We start from the raw sequence: 22940 nt of genomic DNA, 5'->3' as shown, positions 1-22940 counted from the left end.
ATCTAAAATTACTGCTGTTGATTAATGGTGACATATATAAAGTATAAAATGTTTTTTAGACACCTAGCAGTCACGAAGGGTGTCTTTTTTCTATATAAAAGAAACTTTGAAAGTGTAATTCTCTTAGAGAATTATTAGTACATTTAAGTTTCAAATTAATATCAAAGAATTAATCAATAAATCTATGAAAAATTGCTATAATAAGGATGATGATAAATTTTGGAAATGTAAAATGATTAGAGTTATATAAAAGGGGCTGAGTAAGTTGGACATTGAAGAATTGTTTCTTAAGCAGGCTGCAGTAGGTGAAGATTTTAATTATAAGGTTCTTTATAACGATAGTAGAGGAGCGGTTTATAAGGATGAATATAAGTCTTTGATTAGGGAGGCTATCGAAAAGAATTTTATAGCAATAGAGAAATTTATTATTGCTGAAAATGTTCAAGAGGAACTTTACCAAATAATTGAGACAAAAGGGGTTCAATATACCTTGATTGAATGTTTAAAGAATTATCATAGTGAATCTGACTCTATAATTACTCCACTAATTTACTTATTAAAGAAGTTAGACCCAAAATTTACACTGGAGATTAATGAAGAAGGGTTGAAAATTGTTTCTAAGTTAGTCGACGTTGAGATTCGTCCAAGAATTGATGGTAAGAATGCTGAGCCGAGAATATATTTTCCTAATGAAAAAGTTGCAATTACTTCAACAAATGATAATGTTGAAAATTTAGGGGATATTTTAGCAATTAGAGGTGTAAAAATCTATATTATAGGTACTGATAATCGTTCGAATTTAATTTATGCGTATAAAATAAACAGGTATGATAGATATTTTGATGTAGCAGAGGGGTATAAGAATAAATTAAGGTCGGAATTGCTTGATAATATATTTGCTAATAACTAATTATTAAATTTATATAAAATTGGGTGAAGAATATGAAGAAATTAGATAAAGATTATGTTTGGGAATGCGATTATGGTATAAGAAAACCATTAATCCCAGCTTTGAAAGAGTTGTTAAGTGAACAAGATGCGACATCTCTTCAGATGGTAAATTTATTGACCAATTCAATTCCATATAATTTAGAATTTTATATTGTATTAAGTTACGATAATCCTCAGGAAGACCATATTGAGGTTATGAAAAATTTGATGCTAGGAGAAGGTTTGCGTTATCGTCCAGATATTACATTCCATGAATTACAGCAAGAGATAGGTAATAGAAGATTTAATAGTCAAACTTTAGTTGGAGAGTGTGATGTAGAAAAGGCGATGAAAAGTGAATTTCTATTCCCATTTGCTGAGAAAAGTGAAATAGAAAAGCTAGGTTATATTATAGATAAACCACTTGGAAATCAAATGCCTATTTTTTTAAGTCACTCTTCTAAAAATAAAAGTGAGGTTGAAGATTTAATTCCTTACATCAATGGTGCTGGATTACCTGTATGGTTTGATAAAGTAAATATTGATTATGGTGAATCTATTGTCAAGGCAATTCAAAAAGGAATTAAACAGTCGACAGGAGTTATTTTTTGGATTACAAATGATTTTATTAATTCTAATTGGTGCGATTTAGAGCTAAATAAATTTGCAAATAGATACGCTTCAAAACGGGATGTATTAACCATTGCTGTGGTTCATCAAGATGTTGATATAGAAAAAATAGACTTTTTATTCGATGATATTAAGTATTTAAAACGTACAAATGAAGATTTAGAAACAATAGCTAAAGAGATAATTCCTACATTAAAAAGATATATGGAGAGTATAAAATAAGGTGTTTATAAAAGGAGAAATTGAATTCCCCTCTCTTTATACCCAAAGAAGAAAACAATATAAAAGAAACAATAAAGCAGTTTAACAGCCAGTTAAACTGCTTTTCCATTATAATAGAAGAAAAACCTAACGGAGGAAACCCACATGCTAACCTACAACAAACTAATCCGAAACAAAATCCCACAAATAATAAAATCCAACGGAAAAACACCCACAACTAGAATCCTAAACGAAGATGAATACATAGAGGAACTCTGCAAAAAAACACAAGAAGAACTAACCGAATATCTAGAAGCAGACACAAAAGAACATAAACTAGAAGAACTATCCGATCTCCTAGAACTAATCAACGCCCTAGCCGAACACGAGGGCTCAACACTAGAAGAAATCAACAACATCCGAAAAAAGAAAGCAGAAGAACGAGGTGGCTTTTCAGATCGAGTGTTTCTAATTGAAGTAACCGATAATTAGCCCCTCCTAAGCCCCTTACAAGCCCCTACCAAGTAATAAATCACTAAGAAAAAGCATAACAAAACAAAAACACCAACAAACACCGTAGTAGGAGTCGAAAAAAAATTTGAAATAACACGCCAAAAACCCGGCCCTCCTTCCTATATATAGTACAAAGAGGAATTTTTCATTTTTGAATTAGGACGGGAGGAATTGGGATGGCGGTATATCGTACTGTGCAGGTGAATTTTTGGCAGGATGATTTTGTTTTGGATTTGACGCCGGAGGAGCGGTATTTTTATGTGTACTTATTAACTTGTTCGAAGACGACGCAGTGTGGGATTTTTCCTTTTCCGAAGCGGTTAGCTGAGATGGAGACGGGTTATAATCGAGAGACTGTTGATAAGCTTGTGCAGCGCTTCATTGATTATGGGAAGATTCTTTATGATGCGGATACTCGGGAGTTATTCGTTTTAAATTGGCTTCGTTATAATCCGGTGACGAATACGAATGTGGAGAAGTGTGTGCTTCGTGAGCTTAAGGGTGTGAAGAATAAGGAGTTTGTACATATGTTTCTTCAGAAGTGCGTTGAGGAAGAGCTGAATGTTCCGATGCTGTTAGCGCATTTCGGCATGCCGAGTGATTTGGCTGTGGATGATGTCGAGCCAGTTTGCGAGGAGACAGAGGAAGAAGAGGTTATAGAGGAGGAAACGGGACGTCGCGTGTTTTCTTTTTATGAGGAGCATTTCGGTAGTTTGTCTCCGCATACTGTGGAGGAACTGAGTGCGTGGATGGAAGATTTGTCAGAGGAGCTTGTGCTGAAGGCTCTTCAAATTGCGTTTGAGAATAATAAGCGGACGGTTGCTTATGTGAAGGGGATTTTGAGAGGGTGGCACGGGAAAGGATTTACGAAAGTGTGTGAGGTTGAGGCGGATACGGCGAGCTTTCGGAAGAAGGAGTCGTCTGTTAGTACGGGGGAGACGGAGGAGTTTTTGGCGAGGTGTGAGGAGTGGGAGAAGAATGCGCCGTCTGAGGAAGAGTTGCAGCGCTTTTTAGCGGAGCGCGGGTGGCGGCCATGAGTATTCAAAATGTGGAGGCGGAAAAGACGGTGTTAGGTTCTCTATTAATTGATGGAGAGCTTATTAAGGAGTGCCGTTTGACGGAGCAGTATTTTTCTCTGTCAGTGCACAAGTCTATATTTCAGTTAATGCGGAAAATGGAAGAAGAGGGGCAACCGATTGATCTTGTGACGTTCATTTCTAGGGTAGATCCGAAGTTTTTAGAGGGGATCGGGGGAATGGAATATTTTATAGGGTTAATGGATGGTGTGCCTACAATTGCTAACTTCTCTTATTATGAGGGGCTTGTTCGAGGTGCCTGGAAAATGTATCAGGCGGGTGTTCTCGGGCACAAGATGGGAGAGCGTCTTATTACGGAGAAGAATGAGAAAATTATTGGTGAGACGATTACGGCACTTTGTGAGTTAGAGGAAAAGGACTGTGTATGTGAGTTTGATTTGAAGGATGCGCTAGTTGATTTATATGAAGAGCTTCATCAAGATGCGAAAGAGATTACTGGTATTGAGACTGGTTATACATCGCTAAATAAAATGACGTGCGGATTGCAGGAAGGTGATTTTGTCGTTCTTGGTGCGCGTCCTTCGATGGGGAAGACTGCGTTTGCCCTAAATGTTGGACTGCATGCGGCGAAGTCTGGAGTGGCGGTTGGATTGTTTTCGTTAGAGATGGGTAGTAAGCAATTGTTAAAAAGGATGGCGTCTTGCATAGCTGAAGTGTCAGGAGGTAGGCTGAAAAATCCGAAGCATCGTTTTGCGATAGAGGACTGGGAAAAGGTGAGTAAGGCGTTTGCGGAAATCGGGGAATTACCATTTGAGATTTACGATAACGCAGGTGTTGCGGTGCAAGATATTTGGATGCAAACTCGTAAGTTAAAGAGGAAGCATGGTGATAAGAAGGTTTTAGTTATTGTAGATTACTTGCAGCTTATTACGGGCGATCCGAAGCATAAGGGAAATCGATTTCAAGAGATTAGTGAGATTTCTCGTAAGCTTAAGTTATTAGCGCGGGAATTAAATGTTTGTGTAGTAGCATTGTCACAATTATCTCGTTCGGTAGAAGCACGGCAAGATAAGCGCCCTCTTTTATCTGATTTAAGAGAGACAGGACAAATTGAGCAAGATGCGGATGTTATTATGCTTATGTATCGCGAGGATTATTATGATAAGGAAACGGTGCAGAAAGAGATGACGGAGATTCATGTGGCAAAGCATCGGAATGGGCCTGTGGGGAGTTTTAAATTGAGGTTTTTGAAGGAGTTTGGGCAGTTTGTGGAGGGGGTAAAGTAGTGAAAGGGCAAGTTGTTTTGAAAATAGTATCTGCATGTGAACCAAAGTTGTAATGCTAATTTCATAAGTTATATAATAAAGAAAATGGTAACTAATAGTTAAGGGGGATTAGCTATTGGCAGGGAATGATATTTCTTATCATAATAAAGATATTCTTATGAAGTTTTTAAGTGAATGTTATAGGGATAAAGGGCTTGAAGCATATGGATTAAAAGGCTTTCCAAAAATAAAAGAGCTGTTATTAAATGAATTCTCGAGAGTTCGTGCAGATCAAAGGCGCTCAGATACTTTATTTGAAATGGAAGATGGTTCAATTTTAATGTTAGAGTATGAAAGTAATACCCGTTTCCTTGAAAACCATTTGAAGTATATGGATTATGCAAATCAAATTATGTATCGTTATTATAATAAGAATAAAGAGTTACCGGATATTCGAATCGTGGTTATTTATACAAGTGAGGTAATGAATCCAATAGAAGAAATAGATGTATCTAGTATACGTTTAAATTCCAAAGCGGTTTTACTAAGCGAATATAATGGTGATGCTATCCTTCAAAAGGTTATTAAAAAAATGGAAGAAGGAAAATCTTTGACGGATGAAGAAACCATGAAATTGATACTTGTACCACTTATGCATAGCAGAGAAAAAAGACAAATTTTAATTGAGAAGACGATAGAAGTAGCAAAATGTATCTCCGATGAGCAAGAACAAATTCAAGTTATTGCCGGAATTCTTGTAGCTACAGATAAATTTATTGATGAAGACTACGCGAAAAAAGTAAAGGAGTGGTTACGGATGACAAAAGTGGGCCGTTTATATGAACAGGAGAAGCAAGAAGAAATTGATAAAGCCCTTTCGGCAGCTGGAATGCTCTTTAAAGGAATGAGTATAGAGGAAGTGGCTAAGAAATTAGATGTAACAATTGAAAAGGTGAAAGAGTGGGAGAAGCGTTTATCTCATTAATCGCTGCATTAATGGGAATATTTTGCAAAGGGAAAATGGCAGTGTCTGTATAAATTTATATAAAAATAGCCGACTATTATGTAATAGTTGGCTATTTTTATAAGGAGAAGTTGTTAGGTTTAATACGCAAACTTTTTGATTTGCTCTTCAATATACTCCTTATTTCCCCATAAAGAAAGATCTTCTCTCCGCAGTGATCCATTGCTGCAAGTCATCTTGGCTACGTCGGACAAGTCGATTCACTAAAACATCATGCCATACGTAATCCTCTAATAAGTATATATGAACGGGGTCATCTGTATAAAAAGCAATATTACGCTCTTCAAGTGATGGTCCATAAATCATCTCTTTAGAATCTATCGATAAAATAAACCAATGTTCTGTAGACAAGGTTTCTGTATAAGGTGTTATGCGATGGGCTTCTAGATTTTTAATTGGATTTTCAACATGCAGGGTAATACCTTGTATTGTAACTTTATCAGCTACTTCAGATAGATCTTCTTTTAACGCTTCATACATCTCATCCCACATTGAAATGACAATACGTCGTTCTGCTTTTTTTATTAATGCCTGACAATAGCTAATGATTGTTTGATTGTCTTTTAAAGTAATCACTCGATTATCCGTTTTTTCCTCGGAAGTTTCTAGTTTTTTTAATGAATCACTTATTCCTTCGTAAGTAGACTGCCATTCTGTTTGCGCCTTCTGTAAAAAGATTTCAACAGGTAGAGGTGAATAGCGAGTGGTGTCATTTATTTCTTCCTTCATGACAATTCCTTTTTCTACAAGGTTACCTAAAATCTCATAAATTCGCGCTCTTGGGACACCCGAATCCTTACTCACTTGGTAGGCTGTGACAGGCCCTTGTTTAACAAGAGATACATAAGATTTAGCTTCATATTCATTGAAACCAATTTTTTTAAGCTGTTGCACTATGTAGTCCACTTTTTTCGTCCTCCGATGTTTGCTTTTATCCCGCTTTAACGGGCAGTAAGACTCCCACCTCAAAATTCAGCGGAAGCAAAGAAGTTAGGTGGGGGTCGGGCTGCCCGTAAAAGCCCGATTGGTTCAACTAATAATCAGTGGCCCCACTGATTAAAGTTTCACTTTATATTTTAACGTTACAATAACTGTTTACATTTAGCAAATTATTAGTTACTATTCGAATAGTGACTAAAGGGGAGGTTAATAGTATGGATTTTTATTTAGACCCATCTGTATTAATGATTTTGATTGTTTTTGGATTTGTAGCTGCATTTATTGATTCAGTTGTAGGTGGTGGTGGACTCATTGCTTTACCAGCTTTATTATTTACAGGACTGAATCCAGCAAGTGCAGTAGCTACGAATAAACTAGCGTCGACAATGGGAAGTGCAACTAGTAATATTGTATTTTATCGTTCTGGTAATCTTGATTTGAAATCGGCGTTTAAATTAGTTCCGCTCACTTTCATAGGTTCCATAATAGGGGCATGGACTGTTCATTTAATGAATCCAGAAGTATTGAAGCCATTAATGCTGATCATGCTTGGTGCGGTCGCTATTTATACGATATTCAAAAAGGATTGGGGTAGTATTTCCACTCATAAAAAATTGTCTGGTCGACACGTCATTATTTTTACTTTTTTTGTTTTTGCTATTGGTTTTTATGATGGATTTCTAGGTCCTGGAACAGGTTCATTTTTAATGTTTTCTCTTTTATTTATTGGGTATGATTTTTTAAAAGCAGCAGGTAATGCGAAGCTTCTTAATTTAGGAAGTAATGTTGGTGCATTGTTGATGTTTATGTATGTAGGGCAAGTAAACTATGCGTATGGTTTTATAATGGGGATTGCTCAAATTGCTGGAGGGATTGTTGGCTCCAAATTTGCTATAAAAAAAGGGAGCGGGTATGTTCGTGCTCTTTTCATTACGGTAACTTGTTTATTGTTAGCGAAAAATCTGTATGACTATATTCAGTAAGTAATTAAAGAACTTAGAAAAGGTCAAGTATGCAAACTACATCGAGTATAAGAAGATACTAAGGAGAGATTCCTTTTAACATTTTTTAGATGCTACCTTATTTGAAGATAGCATCTAAAAAGAAAATCTAAGTGAAGAGAATGAAAATAATATAAACTCATATTTTTCTATGTAAAATTTCATTTGTTTTGTTTACATAATATCTTTACAATCATTTGATAAAATAAAGTCAACTGCATATTGTGAGGGTGGATGGTTATCCCTTCTTTCTATTCGGAAGGAAAGGAGGTGATAATATGGAGTTTTTGTTTGACCTTGTAAAAGAGTTTGTCAAAGCGACTGTGCGCGAAGTTTCAGCGTATTTTTTGCGGAAGCAACTTCTGGATAAGGACAACAAAAAACCCACTCCGCGCCGTCACAAGCAAAAGGGTGGGTTCCGCAAAAAGAAATAGCTTATAATAACCACCACCCTAAGCGGTAGCAGTTAGGGAAGAGATGTTAGCGCATCTCTTCTTTTTATTATATGCCATTTTATTTGATGTCATACTTATATAGTATTCTACGGAAAATATATCATATTCCTATTTTGTGGTCAATTTGATCCCGCTTTAACGGGCAGTAAGACCCCCACCTCAAAATTCAGTGGAAGCAAAGAAGTTAGGTGGGGGTCGGGCTGTCCGTTAAAGTCCGATTGGTGAGGGCCGATTAAATTTTCACTTTATTGCATGATTGAAAAGGTGTAGTCTTATTCTTTTTCAAACTGAAAAATATCCCGGTTAATAAGTTGGTGGAGATACTTATCCATTTCAGCAGCAGAAACTTTTCTTTCATTTTTAAACCACCATGCGCTTAATGAGGTAATTGCCCCTGAATAAAATTCAATGATTAGATCATTTGGCATCGTATGATTTTTGCGCAGTTGATGTAACGCTTCTATTTCTTGTTTTCTCGTTTCGTGACTTAAATACTGTGTCCGGTTAATAAATTGTTCATCAGACATTTGCGTTTCTAATATTTTACCGATTTCTTCATGGTGTAGAAATTGTTCCATTACTTGAAATGGTTTACTTAATCGATCTGAAACGGGTATTTCAGCAATCATCTTGCTGTATCGTTTAAATCCAAATGCTAATAAAGCATCTTTATCTTCAAAGTGTTTATAAAAGGTTGTTCGGTGTACCATCGCGCGGTCACATATTTGGTTAATTGTGATCGTACTATATTTCTGTTTTGATTGTGTCATTAATTCAAATAAGGAATCCCATAGTAATTTATGTGTACGTCTAATACGTAAATCAATTTGTTTTTCATTATCGTTCATCTACAATTCTCCTTTTTTGTAGATTAAATATACAGTGGCTGAAAATTGATTCTCCCTTTTTAATCTACATATGTATATTATATTACATGTGTTCTGGTGTATTTAAAGTTTTTTAGTAAGAAACAGGAGGAGAATTTGCAAATGAATATGACAACTAAGAGCCCAGCAAGTGGCAAAGTTGATACTTCTAATATGAAACATACCCCTATTTTAATTGCATTACTTTTAGGGGCAATGGTTGCATTATTAAATGAAACATTACTTGGTAATGCGTTAACGGTATTAATGAAAGAATTTGATGTAACAGCTTCAACGATTCAATGGCTTTCTACAGCTTACATGTTGGTGGTTGGGGTTTTAGTCCCAATTACAGCGTTACTTCAGCAATGGCTCACAACGAGACAAATGTTTTTGATCGCTATGGTAACGTTTTTAGCTGGTACATTAATTGCGGGATTCGCACCGACATTTTCCGTTTTATTAATCGGCCGTATCGTCCAAGCTGTAGCGACGGGGTTAATCTCACCGTTATTAATGAATACGATTTTACTTATTTGTCCGCCTGAAAAACGTGGTGCCACAATGGGATTAATCGCACTTGTCATGATGGCAGCTCCAGCAATTGGTCCTACATTATCTGGAGTAATCGTAGACTCACTCAATTGGCGCTGGTTATTCTATATTGTTATTCCGATCGTGATCATTTCCATTATGATTGGGATGAAGTACATTCAAAATGTTTCAGAGTTAACAAGGCCAAAAGTAGATTATCCATCTATCCTTTTATCGACGTTAGGATTTGGCGGGTTTGTGTATAGCTTTAGTGCATCGGGTGATTTAGGATGGTCCGATGCAAAAGTGTATGGCACTTTAATTGTTGGGCTTATCTCATTATGTATTTTTGCCGTTCGACAATTGAAAATTGAGAATCCAATTTTAGAATTACGAGCATTTAAAGTTCCGATGTTTACATTATCAGTTGGATTAATTGTCATTGTGATGATGTCGCTATTTTCAACGATGACTTTATTACCGATGTTCCTGCAAACCGTTTTACTCGTTACAGCTTTTAAATCAGGAATTATCATGCTTCCGGGAAGTGTTATTAGCGCCATAATGGGACCAATCGCAGGTAAACTATTTGATAAATTTAGTCCGAAAGTTATTATCGTTCCCGGCATTGTCTTAGTAGGAATTGCAATGTTCTTATTTAAAGGCATTACTCCTGATACATCAATGGTACAAATTATTGTCATGCATAGCGTATTAATGGTTGGACTCATGTTTGTCATGACAGCACAAACATACGGTTTAAATCAATTAACACCAGATTTATATCCGCACGGAACAGCACTATTTAGTACGTTGCAACAAGTAGCTGGCGCAATTGGTACAGCTATATTCATATCGAAAATGTCTTCAGGAACAACTAGCTATATGGAAAGCTCCGCAAATCCACTGGATCCAGTAGAGAAGTTAAACGGTTTAACGTCAGGGTTCCAAGGTGCATTTGCACTTGGGTTAATCTTTATTATTGTTGCATTTATCGTATCGTTATTCTTAAAAGAAGAGAAAGAAGGAGTAAAGGCAGCGAGGGTTTTACAGAACGAACATTAAGGTTTATATAAAAAAGACATCTTTCCCTAGAAAAGATGTCTTTTTTATATTTTTTTCGTAACACTTGTTTTGGGTGTCTTTATACATAAGAATTGGTATGTAAAATATTTGTATTTTTTGAACATGAATAATTATTGAGAATAACGATGCAAAGCCGTACTAATAACTAAAAGTCCAATAATGAGAGAAAGTGTTCTTATAATAAGTTCTGCCACTAATAGTTCACCAAATGATTTAGTGACATCGTATATAGATCCTGTTATGAGAATAGGTGCGATCATGATTATAATTCCAATTATTATTTGAAGAAGTAGATTGATGTTTTTATTCAAGACAATCACCTCCAAAAAAATAGGGAATGAGAATATGATTTTTTTGTATTATAAAATGATTATATCGTATTGCATTAGACGATGAGAATATTTTTAAATAGTAGAAATTAGAGACTCTTCAATAAAAAGGAATTAAATATGGTATTATTTAGTTAAGATATTTAAACGAAGACAGGGGAAATGAAGATGGACAAGAAGCTAACGTATTGGCTAGCATCTATTATAGGGGTAGTAGTACTTGCAACTGGTATAACTTATGGAATGTTACAGTTTGCTGAAGTCCCGCTTGGGAGTGAGGACCATGTTTTTGCAGAGGTTGATAAAGAAGACATACTATCGAATGAAGCAGAAGTTAAAGGTTCAAATGCACAACTTCACATTACAGTAACTTCTGCTGAAGAAGAAGTTATTTCAGCTATGCATAGCATGACTCATCAAAAAGTAAAAGCGTGTGAAGGAAAGGGAGCAATTCCTATGTCTAAAAAGAATGCAGAGAAAGTAAGAAACATTCTAAACGGAAACAATTTCAAGAATAAAGAAGAGCTATTAGCAATTACTGAAAGATGGGCAAATAGAGATTTTAGTAAAATTTTAGAAGAACATAACTATTTTATTAAACTTCAAGGTGGCGAGATAGGTGAAGCTACAGTAATGGATAAGGTAGACGAGCAAGTATTCTGTCTCAATACTTTCGGTGATGATGTAACGGCCGCATTAGTTAAATCAGGAGATCTTCAAGCGCTGTAAGGTGTTTTTTCTTTGATATAAAGAAAGCCTCAAGTATTCATATACTTGAGGCTTTTCCAATTGAAAGATAGGAATGATCCGAATTCCTTACATTAAGAACAAAGTGGAATTACTCCTAAACCAATTAATAAAGCTGCAGCAACTGCTGGAATTGGTACAGGAATTTGAATACCTTCTACAAACAAGAAATACTGACCACTTACTATTTTAAAACAAACTAATTGCATGGCTATTCCTCCCTTCTTTTAGGATTAATACATTATATTAATTTATCTATCTATTGATATAGTCGAATTATTTATTTTTAAAAATATAGTTAATATGTGAATAGTTTTCGAAAGGACCTGCTCAATCAATGCGGAAAAACATAAGATGAAACGAATCCATTAAAATACATGAGTGAACCTTAGTTTTCCCCTCTTATCTAAAGGAGGAACTATTATGGGTTATGGTGGTAGTTGTGGCGGTTGTGGCTTCTCGGGAGGCTTCGCTTTATTAGTTGTGTTATTCATTTTATTAATCATCGTTGGAGCTTCTTGCTTCTGCTAAAAACTATTGGAAAAGACACTCATATAGAGTGTCTTTTCTTTCGTACAAAATGACTCCTGACAATAGCCAACCGTATAAAGTATATGGTATACTTTTGCCTCATTAGACATATAAAAATGTTGGAGGGATGTTATGAAACTAGTAGGGAAGCACATTTATATTCGGCTTTATAAAACTGCTGATGCTAACGAGTTAGCTAACTTACATATTAGAAATCGCGAATTTTTTCAAAGAGTTTGCCCGTTGCTCCCAGAAGTTTTTTATACAGAAGAACATCAAAAAATACGTCTTGAACAAGCTCTAAAAAAGACAGCTGAAGGGCAAGTATACCCTTTTGGAATCTTTTTAAGAGAAAATGATAAGCTTATCGGAGACATTTCATTAACTCAAATTGTTAGGGGGGACCTCCAAAGCTGTTATACGGGATTTACTTTAGATAAGGAGCATAATGCAAAGGGCTATACAACAGAGGCTCTTCAACTTGTTGTAGATTTTGCTTTTAGGGAATTAAAGCTACATAGAATTGAAGCAGGAGCGATGCTTGATAATATAGCACCTATTCGTGTATTAGAAAAAGTGGGGTTTAAAAAAGAAGGTATAGCGAAAGAAAATATAAGGATTAATGGCAAATGGACAGATCATCAAATATTAGCTATTATCAATAGTTTGGATGTGTAAGTTTATTTTGATTCCAATAACGATAATTATGTAAAGGGCTGTCTATATCGACAGCTTATTATATTTTTTGCTTAGCGTGATTTTTTCGGAATGCTGGCGGCACCCCATCGCTATCAGGTTAAGGAAAACGTTCCTCACCAAAATGATAAAAATAAATTTCCTTAGTATAAAACACAAAGAATTTTTAGCTTGATGTGTATGTGTTGATATCCATAAAATAAAAAAGCACTCAACTGAGTGCCCTCTATATACCTAATAATTGTTTTTTCTTAGCTTGGAATTCTTCTTCAGTAATAATACCTTGGTCTAACAACTCTTTATACTTTAATATTTCGTCAGCACCACTTGTAGTTGCAGCCACTTGTGTTTGCCCCTTATTTGACAATATTCCTTCTATGTATGTTTTGATTTCTTCAGCCATTTTTTGCTCTTTTTTTACAAACATAACTGTATTTTCATCTTTTGTAGCTGCAAATACTCCACCTTTGCTTTCTTTACTCCCCATAAAAATAAATTGGATATATCCACTAGTAAATCCAGCCTGCTTCATTTGTACCCCAGTTAACGTATTGATATCAATTGTCTTTTCGCCATCTAAACCATGATTCATAAGGTTTACAAAGCCTTTTCTTTTTATGCGGATAAAATTCCCATCAATAGTAATTGTAGACTTTCCAGCACTTTTAAATTCATATACTTTATTCACTATAAATCCTCCCCAAAAATATATAAGAACATAGTATATTATAACTGTATTTCTATATTTTGTATTATAATTTATGAGAAGTTTATGAATCTAATAAAATATAAATTTAAAAAACCTCCGTATACATCTAAAGGGAGTTTTTACACTAACAACATTAACATCAAGAGATACAAAAACTTTCTTACTTGAGGATGTTTTCAAAGTATTACTGTCTCAAATGCTACTACAGCTAATGCTTTACTGATTCCATTATTTATCCAACAAACAACATATATTTGTTGTGATAAATCAAATTCATATTACTGTGAGAATAGTGACTATGGTTAGTATTAGTTATTAAAGAGAGCTTTGGCTCTTTTTTTATTTTCTTTCGACATAATATGACAATATACGAATTAATAGTTTGGTATTATTATCTAGAAATCTTACATTTATCTACAAATTATTATTGTATTTTTAATTTTTTAAATGTAAAATATTTCAATGTAAATACATACCATTTAGGGGGATAAAGAAATTTATGAAAAAATTATTAGCTTCAGCAACAGCGGTAACACTATTAACAGTGGGGTACAGTTCTTCTGCATTTGCAGCTAAGAGTCCTAATGATACAAAAAACTGTGGCCATTTTAAAAGTCAACAAGATGCTCAAGCATTCTGGGATCAAAATGGATATGGTGTTGGAAATGATCCACACCGTTTAGATAATGATAAAGACGGCATTCCATGTGAAGATTATAAATATCCAAAGAGCACAAATACTACAACAGAAAATAAAGAAACTACTAAACCTCAAGAACAACCTAAACAAGAAAACACTAAACAGGAAAACACTAAACAAGAACCTGTTAAACAAGAAAACACTAAGCAAGAGAATTCAAAACAAAACAACCAAACAACAAATAATAAACAAGAACAAACTAAGCCTCAAACAACTGCAAAAGAAACAAAGAAAAATACTAATACAGTTGTGAAAAAAGAAACGAAAAAACAAGGTGAAAAATTACCTAATACAGCATCAAACGGTGTTACAATGATGTTAGCAAGCTTAGGATTAGCATTAGCTGGTTCTGTATTAATGTTCCGTCGTAAAAAGACAAACGCATAAAATAGTTCCTTAAAACGGCAGGAGAAATCCTGTCGTTTTCAAATGGAGTGATAAAAGTGAATAAAAAACAATGGATAGGCTTATGTTTAACTGTTATTGGACTTACTATCTTTTCCTATTATTTTCTAGAATGGTATAGTGCTAGACAATCAGCAGAGTCGTTAACAACTAACGAGGCTAAACAATATGAGACCTCCACACCTTCTAAAGAAAATGAAACGCAAAAAATCAATCAAACAGAGATAGAGACAGAGACAAAGATTGACACTTCATTACAATCTGAAGAACCTGTACAAATTCCTGCTTCAAAGGTAAACCATCAGTTAGGAGATAAAGTAGCATATTTAATTATCCCTAAAATACAAAAGAAATACTCTGTATATTGGGGAGCTGATGATAAAGTACTAAAAAAGGGTGTAGGTATGTTTGTTAGTGACTTAACTACTACACCATCTGGAAATGGTCATACAGTTTTAAGTGGACATAGAGATACTGTTTTTACCGAGCTTGGTCAATTAAAGGAAAATGACCAACTTATCGTGGAATATGAAAATAAAACATATACATATGAAATTAAAAAGCATTGGATAACAGATTCAGAAGATCGAACAGTTATTGTAGAAAAAAGTGAGTCAACATTAACATTAACAACTTGTTATCCTTTTGACTATATAGGAGACGCTCCAGATCGGTACATAATTGAAGCATCTCTACTTTCCATTCATTGAGGATGGAAAGTCCAATACACATTAGTAAAATTAAAGTGTTTATCCAGTCGGAGAAAGGCACCTTAAGGGTGTCTTTTTTTATGTAAATAAGCTGCTCATACGGACAGCTTATTATGGTTTTTGGCTTAGCGTGATTTTTTCGGAAAGCTGGCGGCACCCCATCGCTATCAACCTAACAGAGCAGGTTGCTCCCAGAAGTTTTTTATACAGAATAACATCAAAAAATACGTCTTGAACAAGCGTTAAAAAAGAAAGCTGAAGGGCAAGTATATCCTTTTGGAGTCTTTTTAAGAGAAAATGATACAATGAAGATAATATTAGGAAATTATGGGGATGATTACGTTGCTTACTTTGATAAAATTTGTAGTTAGTTATGCTGCAAGTCTGTTTGCTTTTATTTTTGGATGGTTCTTAATTTCATATATTTTTAATCCTAGCTTTATTCACCCGGACGTTTTACATGGATTCATAAAAACTATCGTCACTTATGGTAGTATACCAGCTCTCATAGCTTGTTTACTTGGGGAAGTTTTATATAGGAAAATTAAACGATGTCGAGAGTTTCAATTTGGAATTCCTTTATTTATAGGACTAGCATTTATCTATACACTTATACCATTTCTTTTTCTTTTTACTTTTACTTTTTCACATTTCTTTGACTTCGCTGCACCTGTCATTATGGGGTCCTTAGCTTTTTATTTAGTGCGTAGAAAAATATAATTATAATAGATATGTCTGAATCACTAGTTTCAAAAATCCTTCACGCAATGATGATTGCATGAAGGATTTTGATGTTTTCTTATTTTTTTGTCTCGTTGATCCATGTAATAATGTCCTGGATGACGTACTCGGGAACATTAGCAGGGATTTCGTATTCACTAGGAAGACTTAATTCACCGCCACCTTCCATGAAGAAATGATTCAATTTCGGGTATTTTTTGAACTGAACATTTCCGCGGTTTGAAAGTCCTTCTTGCCATTTTGTATATTCATCTTTTACTGTTACTTGGTAATCGCGTGCTCCTTGCAGAATGAGTAAAGGCTCTTTTCGTAATTTTGCCTCTTCAACTGGACGCCACCTAGAAACATCATACATAAAATGAGGTGACCCAAAATTGTAGTCAGCTGGAGGACGGTCAGGATTGAAAGTAGGATCCTGAATAAAAGCAACCTGTCTTTTTAGTTCAGTGATTTCTTCCTTTGACGCCCCAAGGTATTCATACTGATCAATGGCAATGTCAGTCAAAGGGCGTGCAGGTGGTGCGAGTAAGATACTTCCTCGGACAAGTGAGGAAGGCGCTTTGCTCAGTATACGTGGCATTGTACCAGCTCCTAGACTATGTCCAAGAATGAAAATATTATTTGGATCAATGCCTTCCTGCTGCGCTGCTGATTTTGCTGCAAATATAGCATCATCTGTAGTATCACGGTCTAACGTACCAGGTTCTGTACTCATCTTTAATGCGTGTTCTAAGGTGCGTTTTTCATAGCGCAACACTGCAATTCCGTTGGATGAAAGGCCCACCGCAATGTCTCGTAAGATTTTTGTTCCCATATATGTGCTATCGCGATCATGGATGCCAGCACCATGAACAAGAACAACTACGGGCAGCTTTTCACCACGCTTATGTTTCGGAACTGTTAATGTCGCTGGTAACGGATAGGTAGAATTTCCAATGACGATTTCACGTTCTTGATAGGAGTCAGGTTGATCATAGCTAGGATGCGGGATGGTATAAGATTCCTCGGGTGGCCTTTCGCCAATTTCATCTACTTTCCCGCCAGGTGTGAATTTAAGGAGTAGCGGTATGGTAGTTCCTTCGGTAGCTGCTGGAATTTCCACCGTCTGATGGACCAAGTTTCGTTCTTTTATCACGGGGATTCCCATGCTTTTTATCCCGCTCCAGCCACTTTGTGTCCACCAGTTTTGTAATGTGGTTGCTGTAAACTTGGATTGAAAAGCAGCAGACGTCAACTGTAGTGCCTCTGCATACTTACCTTTCTGGAGATATTCAAAAAATAATGATGTACGCTCCGTTAAAGAGACTAGTTTCTTTTCAGCAGATTGTTCCTCGCTTGTATCTGCGTGAATAGTTGTTGTAAGCGAGAAAGATGAAATGCCTAAAGAAAAGAGTAGGATAAAGGTAAGTGCTAATCTTTGTATTTTCTTTTTTTTAATCATGTTTTAACCTCCAATATGTGATGGCAAAAAACAAGTATGGTAATTAGAATTCTGGTGCGAAAACTTCAAAATATTTGCAAGCAATCTCCAAAACTTGGACATACTAATATTATTATTCTAAAAAAATGTAGATTTCTTCTCTTGTTACATGCATATTAATCGCAGAAATAATCTTTTTTCCTTCACTTTCTATTTTGATTATAGAAAACAAAGCTCTCGTTTTTCTTACTTGATACTTACAAATTCCTTAAGCAGGGGATATTTTAAAATCTTAGCTTGATGGATATGTGACGGTACTCCTATGTTAAGAGATAGCTTAAGGACCGAGGATTATATTGTTTTTATAAAGAGTTGATGTTATGTTTGTTTTGTAACATATGGTGTTTTATGTATGTAGGAGGATTTATTGAAGAAATTATTAATATTGTTTTTATTAGCTACATTTTGTCTACAGATTACAGGATGTTCTAATAATATGGGTGCACTAAGGGAGAAGTCTAAAACTTCAACACTTGTGAAGTCTAAACGCATCAACAAAGGGTGGTACAAACATATGTAATAGTTTGTATCACCCTTTGTTGATGATAGAAGTTATAAGGCAAAATTAATTAGGTTGATAGTAGATATTTTCCATAAAGAAAAGACACCCATATCAGAGTGTCCTTTCTAATAGTTTTTTAGCAGAAGCAACTGCATCCGATAATGATTAATAGTATAAAGAGTACAACAAGTAAAGCAAATCCACCAGCAAAACCACAGCCTTCTCCGCAACTACCACCATAGCCCATAATAGTTTCTCCTTTAGGTAAGAGGATAAAACTAAGGTTCATTCGTGTATTTTAACGGGTTCACTTTACCTTATGTTTTTAAGAATGAATGGAGCAGGTTCTTTTTTATTTTATCGAAAGTAAACTTTTAGCCAGTAGTTTATTTTCATACTATTGATTTTTATGCGTATTTGGTGAAAAATCAAGGAGCTGCAAAAAAATACTATACCGAAATTTAGTTCGGTATAGTAACGTGCATATAAAAGATCCCACTTTGCTATATCCCCAAAAAGAGTCATAAAAATCTATGTTTTTTTAATTCAGTTGCAAACTACAAAACTTCTTTTTAAAGAAATGTATGTACATACAAATTATATTTTATTCCATAACTCTCTAACTTTTGTTCACGATAGTCTGATATTGAAAAAATATAATATTTGGTACGACATCACTTTGTTTTTTTATAAAGTTTTGTAATTAAACTATAATATTGTATTTTTTTTGTATTATTGAAATTAGTAATAATAAAATGTATTATTGAAAAGCACAATTTATAATTCAAGTAATCAGGACTATGCGTCTATTATAATTTGAACATTCAGAAATTATAATATTGTCTAAAAATGAGGTGAGATTCATAGAAACAGTAAATATTAAATGGTATGGAATGTATAGTATAAATGATTTTTATAATAGGGAAGAAGCTTCTAAGAAGGGGATATTTGCAATCTCTAGAGTATGTGCTAAGAATGTAAAATTGCTATATATAGGACAAACCAAAAGAAGCTTTATACAAAAGATAAGGGAACTTAATAAGGAGTGGCCTTTCGATGAGAGCGAATTAAAGATTACATTAGGAATAATAGAATTTCCTAGTGGTGAAATTTACTCTGAAAAGAAGGTAAAAGAGATAAAATCCCTTTTGATTTTACGACATACCCCATTAGAAAACGAAACATCTTTATTATACTATAGAGGGAAATTTAATTTAAAAATTATAAATAAGGGAAGAAGAGGTTTAATTGTTAAAAAGCTTTCTACAGGAGATCTAATGTGGACATAATCGGAATCACCTTTGAATAAAATTGAAGGTTTCTTAAGTGCGGAAGCTTATCAATTTTTAATGTATTAAACTATTTTGAATGACATATGTCAGATGCTTGAAAAAAATAAATTTTATTATGACATGAGATCCTGTAGGAAAGTGTAGTTTATTTCTATTATTTAATGAAATATTAAGAAAATTATAGAGATAATACATAAAGAGTAGAGGAGAAAGTAAACGCGGAGGTTTGAAGAATGGGACAAGTAAGTAGATTTCAAGAAAAACAACAGAATCGTCGTCAAAAGGCAATTTTTAATATTGCATTTACTTTAATATTAGTGACAGTTGGTATAGTGACATACCAGTTATTTACCGCTTCTAATACATCAAAGAAAGCAATTGCTCAAGAAAAGAAAGCAACAAAGATAGAAGAGAAGAAAACTGAAGATAAAGAAACAGCAAAGATAGAAGAGAAGAAAACTGAAGATAAAGAAACAGCAAAGATAGAAGAGAAGAAAACTGAAGATAAAGAAGCAGCACAGCTAGAAGAGAAATCAAAAGCAGAAAAATCGGTAAAAACAAACGGAAATGAAAATAATGAGGAAGAAAAAGCGGCATCTCAAGAAAAGGGTTCTCAAACTAATCCTTCTTGGAAGCCAATTGGTACCGAGCAAGGAGCAAAACCTGAAATGAAATTTAAAGAAGGAACAGTAGATTGGAGTGAGATGAAAAAAGCAATTTCTTATGCTGTTGATGTTCCAGAGAGCCAATTGATTTTCGATTTTATTGGGAATAATGGTAATAATAAAGCCTACGGTAATGTACGAGATAAGCAAAATAATAAAAAATATAAGGTTAATATTGATTGGGTAGAAAATCAGGGGTGGAAACCAGCATCTGTTCAGGTGGTAAGATAAATAATAGAAATGTAATGATGTAAATCAGCTGTCCATATGGGCAGCTGATTATTTTTTTGCTTAGCTTATTTTAAAAAAAACGCTGGTGGTACCTCGTTGAGAAATATGAATCAAATCTATATTTTGTTTTATTTACCTCACTATTTTATCCATAACTTCTTTATATTTATGATAGTAATTAGTTTCAAATAAATATGGGGATAGTTGGACTAAACAAAATGTTCCTTATAAGTAGTAAGTATCTTTTGCGATTTTAATTTATAATTATTTATAAAAAAGAAAAGACACCCTAAGGTGCCTTCCTTCGACTTGAACCATCTTAATTTTAATAATATATTGGACTCCCATCCAAATATTATTTTACCATGTTAAGTTATTTTATTCATTGAGAAATATGTTTTAAATCTATATTTTTAAAAAATATATAGATTTGAACAATATGTATACGAGCCGCATATCAAAAAAAAGACACTCTCAAGAGTGCCTCTCCTTAGCAGCCGAATCCGCCGCCCCAACAGCTAGCGCCAACGATGATTAATAAGATGAAGAGCACAACAAGTAAGGCAAATCCGCCGCCGAAACCACAGCCTCCACCACAACTACCGCCATAGCCCATATTAACTCCTCCTTCCATAAAGACCATTTATTAATGGATTTAATTTAATTTATGTTTTTAAGGATGAATGGAGCAGGTCCTTAAAAAAATAAAAGGATTTTGGAAGTTAAAAAGAGTTGACGACCTTATTTTTGTCACCGGTATTTTGTCTTCTACATATTGTATTTTATTCTGTGTATTGGGGGAAGGAGGATCTTATGGCTAATTCTGAGATGATTTTACGTTTACTTACGGATTTAAAGATTGAACAACAATTGTTGAAAGAACAGTTAGAAAAAATGCAAACAGCTGTGACTATTCTTGAAGAAAAATCAGTGACGCTTAAAGAAAAACCAGCGACTCTTAAAGAAAAAACAATGACTCCTGAAGAAAAACCATCTGTTACAAAGCAAAGAGCTTTTTCTGGACGCCCAACATCTTTTCGTGATTGGAGAGCATCTAGTCAAAAAAATTAGGGAATGTTATGTGAAATGATAAGTAAAAAAGTACAGTCTGCTGTAGAAAAGACTGTACTTTTTTATGTCAGTAGAGAATGTTAAGGTAGACGTATTTATTTGGCCTATTCCACTTTTAATTGGAGTTCTTTATCTAACTTATCATTATTAATTTTTAAAGTTAATCCTTGCGTGTTTTTCGGTACATCAAATACAATGTTTCCTTCCGAACTTTCATTAGGATTAACAATATTAAATTTGAATGTGGAGATATTTGCAGCTTTAAGTACTGACTGATATTCATTGGAAATGTGATATTCTCTTCCAAATCCATCAATTAATTTAAAGTTGTTGATATCTAGTGTAATGGGTTCTTCTTTGTGATTATAAACTGCGATATCTAATACTTTAAAGACACCTTGTGCTTTAACTTCTCCAGTCCCTAGAACATCTAATGACTCGGCAGATCCCATTGACATGTATACATCAGAGGAATCTACATTGGTAGGAAGTTCTTTTTGCGGAACCTTACGATTAAGTTCGTTATTCTCTGTTTTTTTTGAAGTCTTTTGCTCGTTTTTCGCAGATGTATCATGTGAACTGCAAGCTGATACTCCAAACAAGAATGTGCTACATAATAATGATGTTAATAACTTTTTGTTCATCGTTTGTTTCTTCCTTCCAAAATAGAAGCACTTTTAATGAGTGCTATATATATTTATCTTTATATGTATTACATTTTATATCTTATTATATTGATTTTGGAAGGAAAAGGGAAAATATTGTGCATTTCTCTGATTCGAATTATTTATCTGTCTAAAAGTTGAAATTAAAATGAGCCCCATAAATGATAAACCATTCCACTAACAAAAAACACTAATCCTAAAAATAAAACAATTAAAGCAAGCACTCCATTTTTATTATGTTCCATAAAATTAGCTCCTTTTTCATTTACTTACATGCAAAAGCCTCTAGTCGTAATTATAGCTAAAGACTTTAATCTTCATACTTTGTAGTTTATAAAAAAGTTGTACTTCTGTATTAATTTGGAATATGATTATTTAAAGAGAAGGTGATGAGTACATGCAGGAAACAAAACAATTCCCACTTATATCGGGAAATCTCTCATTAGATTTAGTAAATACAGAGTTAGTTAAGCGTGGACAACGTTATGATTTATTAATAACAGATGAAGATGTATTAGAATGGCTATATGTAATAAAGGTTAATCTTCCTTTTTTGAATGGAAAAACATTTATAGGGATTCAAGAGCGAATGAAGCTGGTTACATCTAGTATATTAGAAATAAGAAATATAATGAGAAAGCAGTTTGAGGCAATTGCTGATCAGCACGAAATTTCCAATGATTTTATTACGTATTTAGAAAAACAAATTGAGAAAGCACCGTTTACATATAAAATCATTGAACAGCAGCTAGTACCTATCCCGGTTGGAGAAATCGAGGATGTACTCACATCGTTAATTGCATTTGATGCTTTAACTTTAATAGTAGAAAATAAGCTTATTTCCCTTAAAAGGTGTTCAAACCCTGACTGTGTTTTATTATTTATAGATAAGAGTGGAAAACGAAAATGGTGTTCTATGAAAATATGTGGGAACCGGAAAAAGGTAGCAAAATTCCAGAATCGAAAATGTGAAGAAGTTTAGGGA

Annotated in this window: 28 protein-coding genes and 1 pseudogene; 20 read left to right on the top strand and 9 right to left on the bottom strand. The window is 34.2% G+C overall.

Features of this window, described 5'->3' with window-relative positions; translation table 11 throughout:
- Window positions 1-265: 265 nt before the first annotated feature.
- The 6 genes from ACLBXA_RS13045 (at window position 266) to ACLBXA_RS13020 (ending at window position 5561) form a co-directional block, all read left to right on the top strand.
- Entirely contained in the window at window positions 266-910 is a 645-nt protein-coding gene (locus tag ACLBXA_RS13045) for a hypothetical protein (protein ID WP_061660156.1), read from the top strand.
- A 32-nt stretch (window positions 911-942) separates the two neighbouring features.
- The gene (locus ACLBXA_RS13040; RefSeq protein WP_061660157.1) at window positions 943-1782 is read left to right on the top strand and encodes a toll/interleukin-1 receptor domain-containing protein; all 840 of its coding nucleotides are present in this window, start codon (window positions 943-945) and stop codon (window positions 1780-1782) included.
- 144 nt (window positions 1783-1926) lie between these two features.
- Window positions 1927-2253, top strand: coding sequence for a nucleoside triphosphate pyrophosphohydrolase (locus ACLBXA_RS13035; protein WP_098900000.1), 327 nt, complete (start codon window positions 1927-1929; stop codon window positions 2251-2253).
- A gap of 197 nt (window positions 2254-2450) precedes the next feature.
- Entirely contained in the window at window positions 2451-3311 is an 861-nt protein-coding gene (locus ACLBXA_RS13030) for a DnaD domain-containing protein (RefSeq protein ID WP_000312179.1), read from the top strand.
- Window positions 3308-4597 (top strand): replicative DNA helicase, encoded by a 1290-nt coding sequence (gene dnaB, locus ACLBXA_RS13025; RefSeq protein WP_242297671.1) that lies wholly within the window; start codon window positions 3308-3310, stop codon window positions 4595-4597. The genes ACLBXA_RS13030 and dnaB overlap by 4 nt, the downstream gene beginning before the upstream one ends.
- Window positions 4598-4712: 115 nt before the next feature.
- Complete coding sequence (locus tag ACLBXA_RS13020) at window positions 4713-5561, top strand: hypothetical protein (protein WP_000908107.1); 849 nt, start codon at window positions 4713-4715, stop codon at window positions 5559-5561.
- A 159-nt stretch (window positions 5562-5720) separates the two neighbouring features.
- Here ACLBXA_RS13020 and ACLBXA_RS13015 read toward each other — a convergent pair whose 3' ends face one another.
- A complete protein-coding gene (locus ACLBXA_RS13015) occupies window positions 5721-6506 on the bottom strand; it encodes a TrmB family transcriptional regulator (RefSeq protein WP_000384618.1) in 786 nt (261 codons plus the stop codon).
- 248 nt (window positions 6507-6754) lie between these two features.
- Between ACLBXA_RS13015 and ACLBXA_RS13010 the strand changes: the two genes are divergently transcribed.
- Together ACLBXA_RS13010 and ACLBXA_RS13005 are read left to right on the top strand one after the other, a co-directional pair.
- Window positions 6755-7522, top strand: coding sequence for a TSUP family transporter (locus ACLBXA_RS13010; RefSeq protein ID WP_000348458.1), 768 nt, complete (start codon window positions 6755-6757; stop codon window positions 7520-7522).
- 296 nt (window positions 7523-7818) lie between these two features.
- A complete protein-coding gene (locus tag ACLBXA_RS13005) occupies window positions 7819-7974 on the top strand; it encodes a hypothetical protein (RefSeq protein WP_000394753.1) in 156 nt (51 codons plus the stop codon).
- 293 nt (window positions 7975-8267) lie between these two features.
- Here ACLBXA_RS13005 and ACLBXA_RS13000 read toward each other — a convergent pair whose 3' ends face one another.
- Complete coding sequence (locus ACLBXA_RS13000) at window positions 8268-8843, bottom strand: TetR/AcrR family transcriptional regulator (RefSeq protein WP_086402440.1); 576 nt, start codon at window positions 8841-8843, stop codon at window positions 8268-8270.
- Between the two features lie 141 nt (window positions 8844-8984).
- Between ACLBXA_RS13000 and ACLBXA_RS12995 the strand changes: the two genes are divergently transcribed.
- Window positions 8985-10460 (top strand): MDR family MFS transporter, encoded by a 1476-nt coding sequence (locus ACLBXA_RS12995; RefSeq protein ID WP_447617240.1) that lies wholly within the window; start codon window positions 8985-8987, stop codon window positions 10458-10460.
- Between the two features lie 131 nt (window positions 10461-10591).
- On the opposite strand, the gene ACLBXA_RS12990 is transcribed toward ACLBXA_RS12995, so the two are convergent.
- Window positions 10592-10792 carry a hypothetical protein gene (locus tag ACLBXA_RS12990; RefSeq protein ID WP_001038824.1) on the bottom strand — a complete coding sequence of 67 codons (201 nt, stop codon included), beginning with the start codon at window positions 10790-10792 and terminating at the stop codon, window positions 10592-10594.
- 186 nt (window positions 10793-10978) lie between these two features.
- Here ACLBXA_RS12990 and ACLBXA_RS12985 point away from each other — a divergent pair, with 186 nt between their 5' ends.
- Window positions 10979-11539, top strand: coding sequence for a PRK06770 family protein (locus ACLBXA_RS12985; protein WP_000358711.1), 561 nt, complete (start codon window positions 10979-10981; stop codon window positions 11537-11539).
- A gap of 92 nt (window positions 11540-11631) precedes the next feature.
- Here ACLBXA_RS12985 and ACLBXA_RS12980 read toward each other — a convergent pair whose 3' ends face one another.
- Window positions 11632-11766, bottom strand: a complete 135-nt coding sequence (locus tag ACLBXA_RS12980; RefSeq protein ID WP_001177693.1) for a hypothetical protein — start codon at window positions 11764-11766, stop codon at window positions 11632-11634.
- Between the two features lie 214 nt (window positions 11767-11980).
- Between ACLBXA_RS12980 and ACLBXA_RS12975 the strand changes: the two genes are divergently transcribed.
- Together ACLBXA_RS12975 and ACLBXA_RS12970 are read left to right on the top strand one after the other, a co-directional pair.
- Window positions 11981-12088, top strand: coding sequence for a YjcZ family sporulation protein (locus tag ACLBXA_RS12975; protein ID WP_000540375.1), 108 nt, complete (start codon window positions 11981-11983; stop codon window positions 12086-12088).
- 132 nt (window positions 12089-12220) lie between these two features.
- Window positions 12221-12766, top strand: coding sequence for a GNAT family N-acetyltransferase (locus ACLBXA_RS12970; RefSeq protein WP_000779762.1), 546 nt, complete (start codon window positions 12221-12223; stop codon window positions 12764-12766).
- A 244-nt stretch (window positions 12767-13010) separates the two neighbouring features.
- Here ACLBXA_RS12970 and ACLBXA_RS12965 read toward each other — a convergent pair whose 3' ends face one another.
- Window positions 13011-13472: a DUF4429 domain-containing protein gene (locus tag ACLBXA_RS12965; protein WP_001045577.1), complete on the bottom strand. Its 462-nt coding sequence runs from the start codon at window positions 13470-13472 to the stop codon at window positions 13011-13013.
- Between the two features lie 520 nt (window positions 13473-13992).
- On the opposite strand from ACLBXA_RS12965, the gene ACLBXA_RS12960 reads away from it, so the two are divergent.
- The 4 genes and pseudogenes from ACLBXA_RS12960 to ACLBXA_RS12945 all read left to right on the top strand — a co-directional run bounded on the left by ACLBXA_RS12960 (window position 13993) and on the right by ACLBXA_RS12945 (window position 16028).
- Window positions 13993-14580 carry an excalibur calcium-binding domain-containing protein gene (locus tag ACLBXA_RS12960; protein WP_000734536.1) on the top strand — a complete coding sequence of 196 codons (588 nt, stop codon included), beginning with the start codon at window positions 13993-13995 and terminating at the stop codon, window positions 14578-14580.
- A 56-nt stretch (window positions 14581-14636) separates the two neighbouring features.
- Window positions 14637-15308 carry a class D sortase gene (locus ACLBXA_RS12955; RefSeq protein WP_001036099.1) on the top strand — a complete coding sequence of 224 codons (672 nt, stop codon included), beginning with the start codon at window positions 14637-14639 and terminating at the stop codon, window positions 15306-15308.
- 185 nt (window positions 15309-15493) lie between these two features.
- Window positions 15494-15616, top strand: a pseudogene (locus ACLBXA_RS12950) (GNAT family N-acetyltransferase); the annotation flags it as partial.
- Between the two features lie 25 nt (window positions 15617-15641).
- Complete coding sequence (locus tag ACLBXA_RS12945) at window positions 15642-16028, top strand: hypothetical protein (protein ID WP_025988997.1); 387 nt, start codon at window positions 15642-15644, stop codon at window positions 16026-16028.
- A 79-nt stretch (window positions 16029-16107) separates the two neighbouring features.
- On the opposite strand, the gene ACLBXA_RS12940 is transcribed toward ACLBXA_RS12945, so the two are convergent.
- Together ACLBXA_RS12940 and ACLBXA_RS12935 are read right to left on the bottom strand one after the other, a co-directional pair.
- Window positions 16108-17490 (bottom strand): alpha/beta hydrolase family protein, encoded by a 1383-nt coding sequence (locus ACLBXA_RS12940; protein WP_000592098.1) that lies wholly within the window; start codon window positions 17488-17490, stop codon window positions 16108-16110.
- Between the two features lie 677 nt (window positions 17491-18167).
- Window positions 18168-18278, bottom strand: a complete 111-nt coding sequence (locus ACLBXA_RS12935; protein WP_000540371.1) for a YjcZ family sporulation protein — start codon at window positions 18276-18278, stop codon at window positions 18168-18170.
- A 607-nt stretch (window positions 18279-18885) separates the two neighbouring features.
- Here ACLBXA_RS12935 and ACLBXA_RS12930 point away from each other — a divergent pair.
- Window positions 18886-19320, top strand: coding sequence for a sodium:proton symporter (locus ACLBXA_RS12930; protein WP_242297681.1), 435 nt, complete (start codon window positions 18886-18888; stop codon window positions 19318-19320).
- 236 nt (window positions 19321-19556) lie between these two features.
- The gene (locus ACLBXA_RS12925; RefSeq protein WP_043333439.1) at window positions 19557-20219 is read left to right on the top strand and encodes a YrrS family protein; all 663 of its coding nucleotides are present in this window, start codon (window positions 19557-19559) and stop codon (window positions 20217-20219) included.
- A 490-nt stretch (window positions 20220-20709) separates the two neighbouring features.
- Here ACLBXA_RS12925 and ACLBXA_RS12920 read toward each other — a convergent pair whose 3' ends face one another.
- A complete protein-coding gene (locus ACLBXA_RS12920) occupies window positions 20710-20835 on the bottom strand; it encodes a YjcZ family sporulation protein (protein WP_000540377.1) in 126 nt (41 codons plus the stop codon).
- A 197-nt stretch (window positions 20836-21032) separates the two neighbouring features.
- Between ACLBXA_RS12920 and ACLBXA_RS12915 the strand changes: the two genes are divergently transcribed.
- A complete protein-coding gene (locus ACLBXA_RS12915; RefSeq protein WP_000013694.1) occupies window positions 21033-21290 on the top strand; it encodes a hypothetical protein in 258 nt (85 codons plus the stop codon).
- 104 nt (window positions 21291-21394) lie between these two features.
- Here ACLBXA_RS12915 and ACLBXA_RS12910 read toward each other — a convergent pair whose 3' ends face one another.
- A complete protein-coding gene (locus ACLBXA_RS12910) occupies window positions 21395-21934 on the bottom strand; it encodes a DUF4352 domain-containing protein (protein ID WP_001035632.1) in 540 nt (179 codons plus the stop codon).
- A 418-nt stretch (window positions 21935-22352) separates the two neighbouring features.
- Between ACLBXA_RS12910 and ACLBXA_RS12905 the strand changes: the two genes are divergently transcribed.
- On the top strand, window positions 22353-22937 hold the full coding sequence (locus tag ACLBXA_RS12905) for a CGNR zinc finger domain-containing protein (protein WP_001158427.1): 585 nt from the start codon (window positions 22353-22355) through the stop codon (window positions 22935-22937).
- Window positions 22938-22940 lie beyond the last annotated feature (3 nt).

It is taken from the genome of Bacillus sp. D48C (assembly GCF_053345735.1).
Note: the sequence above shows the minus strand (reverse complement) of the source record. Positions and strands in the feature narration are given on the sequence as shown.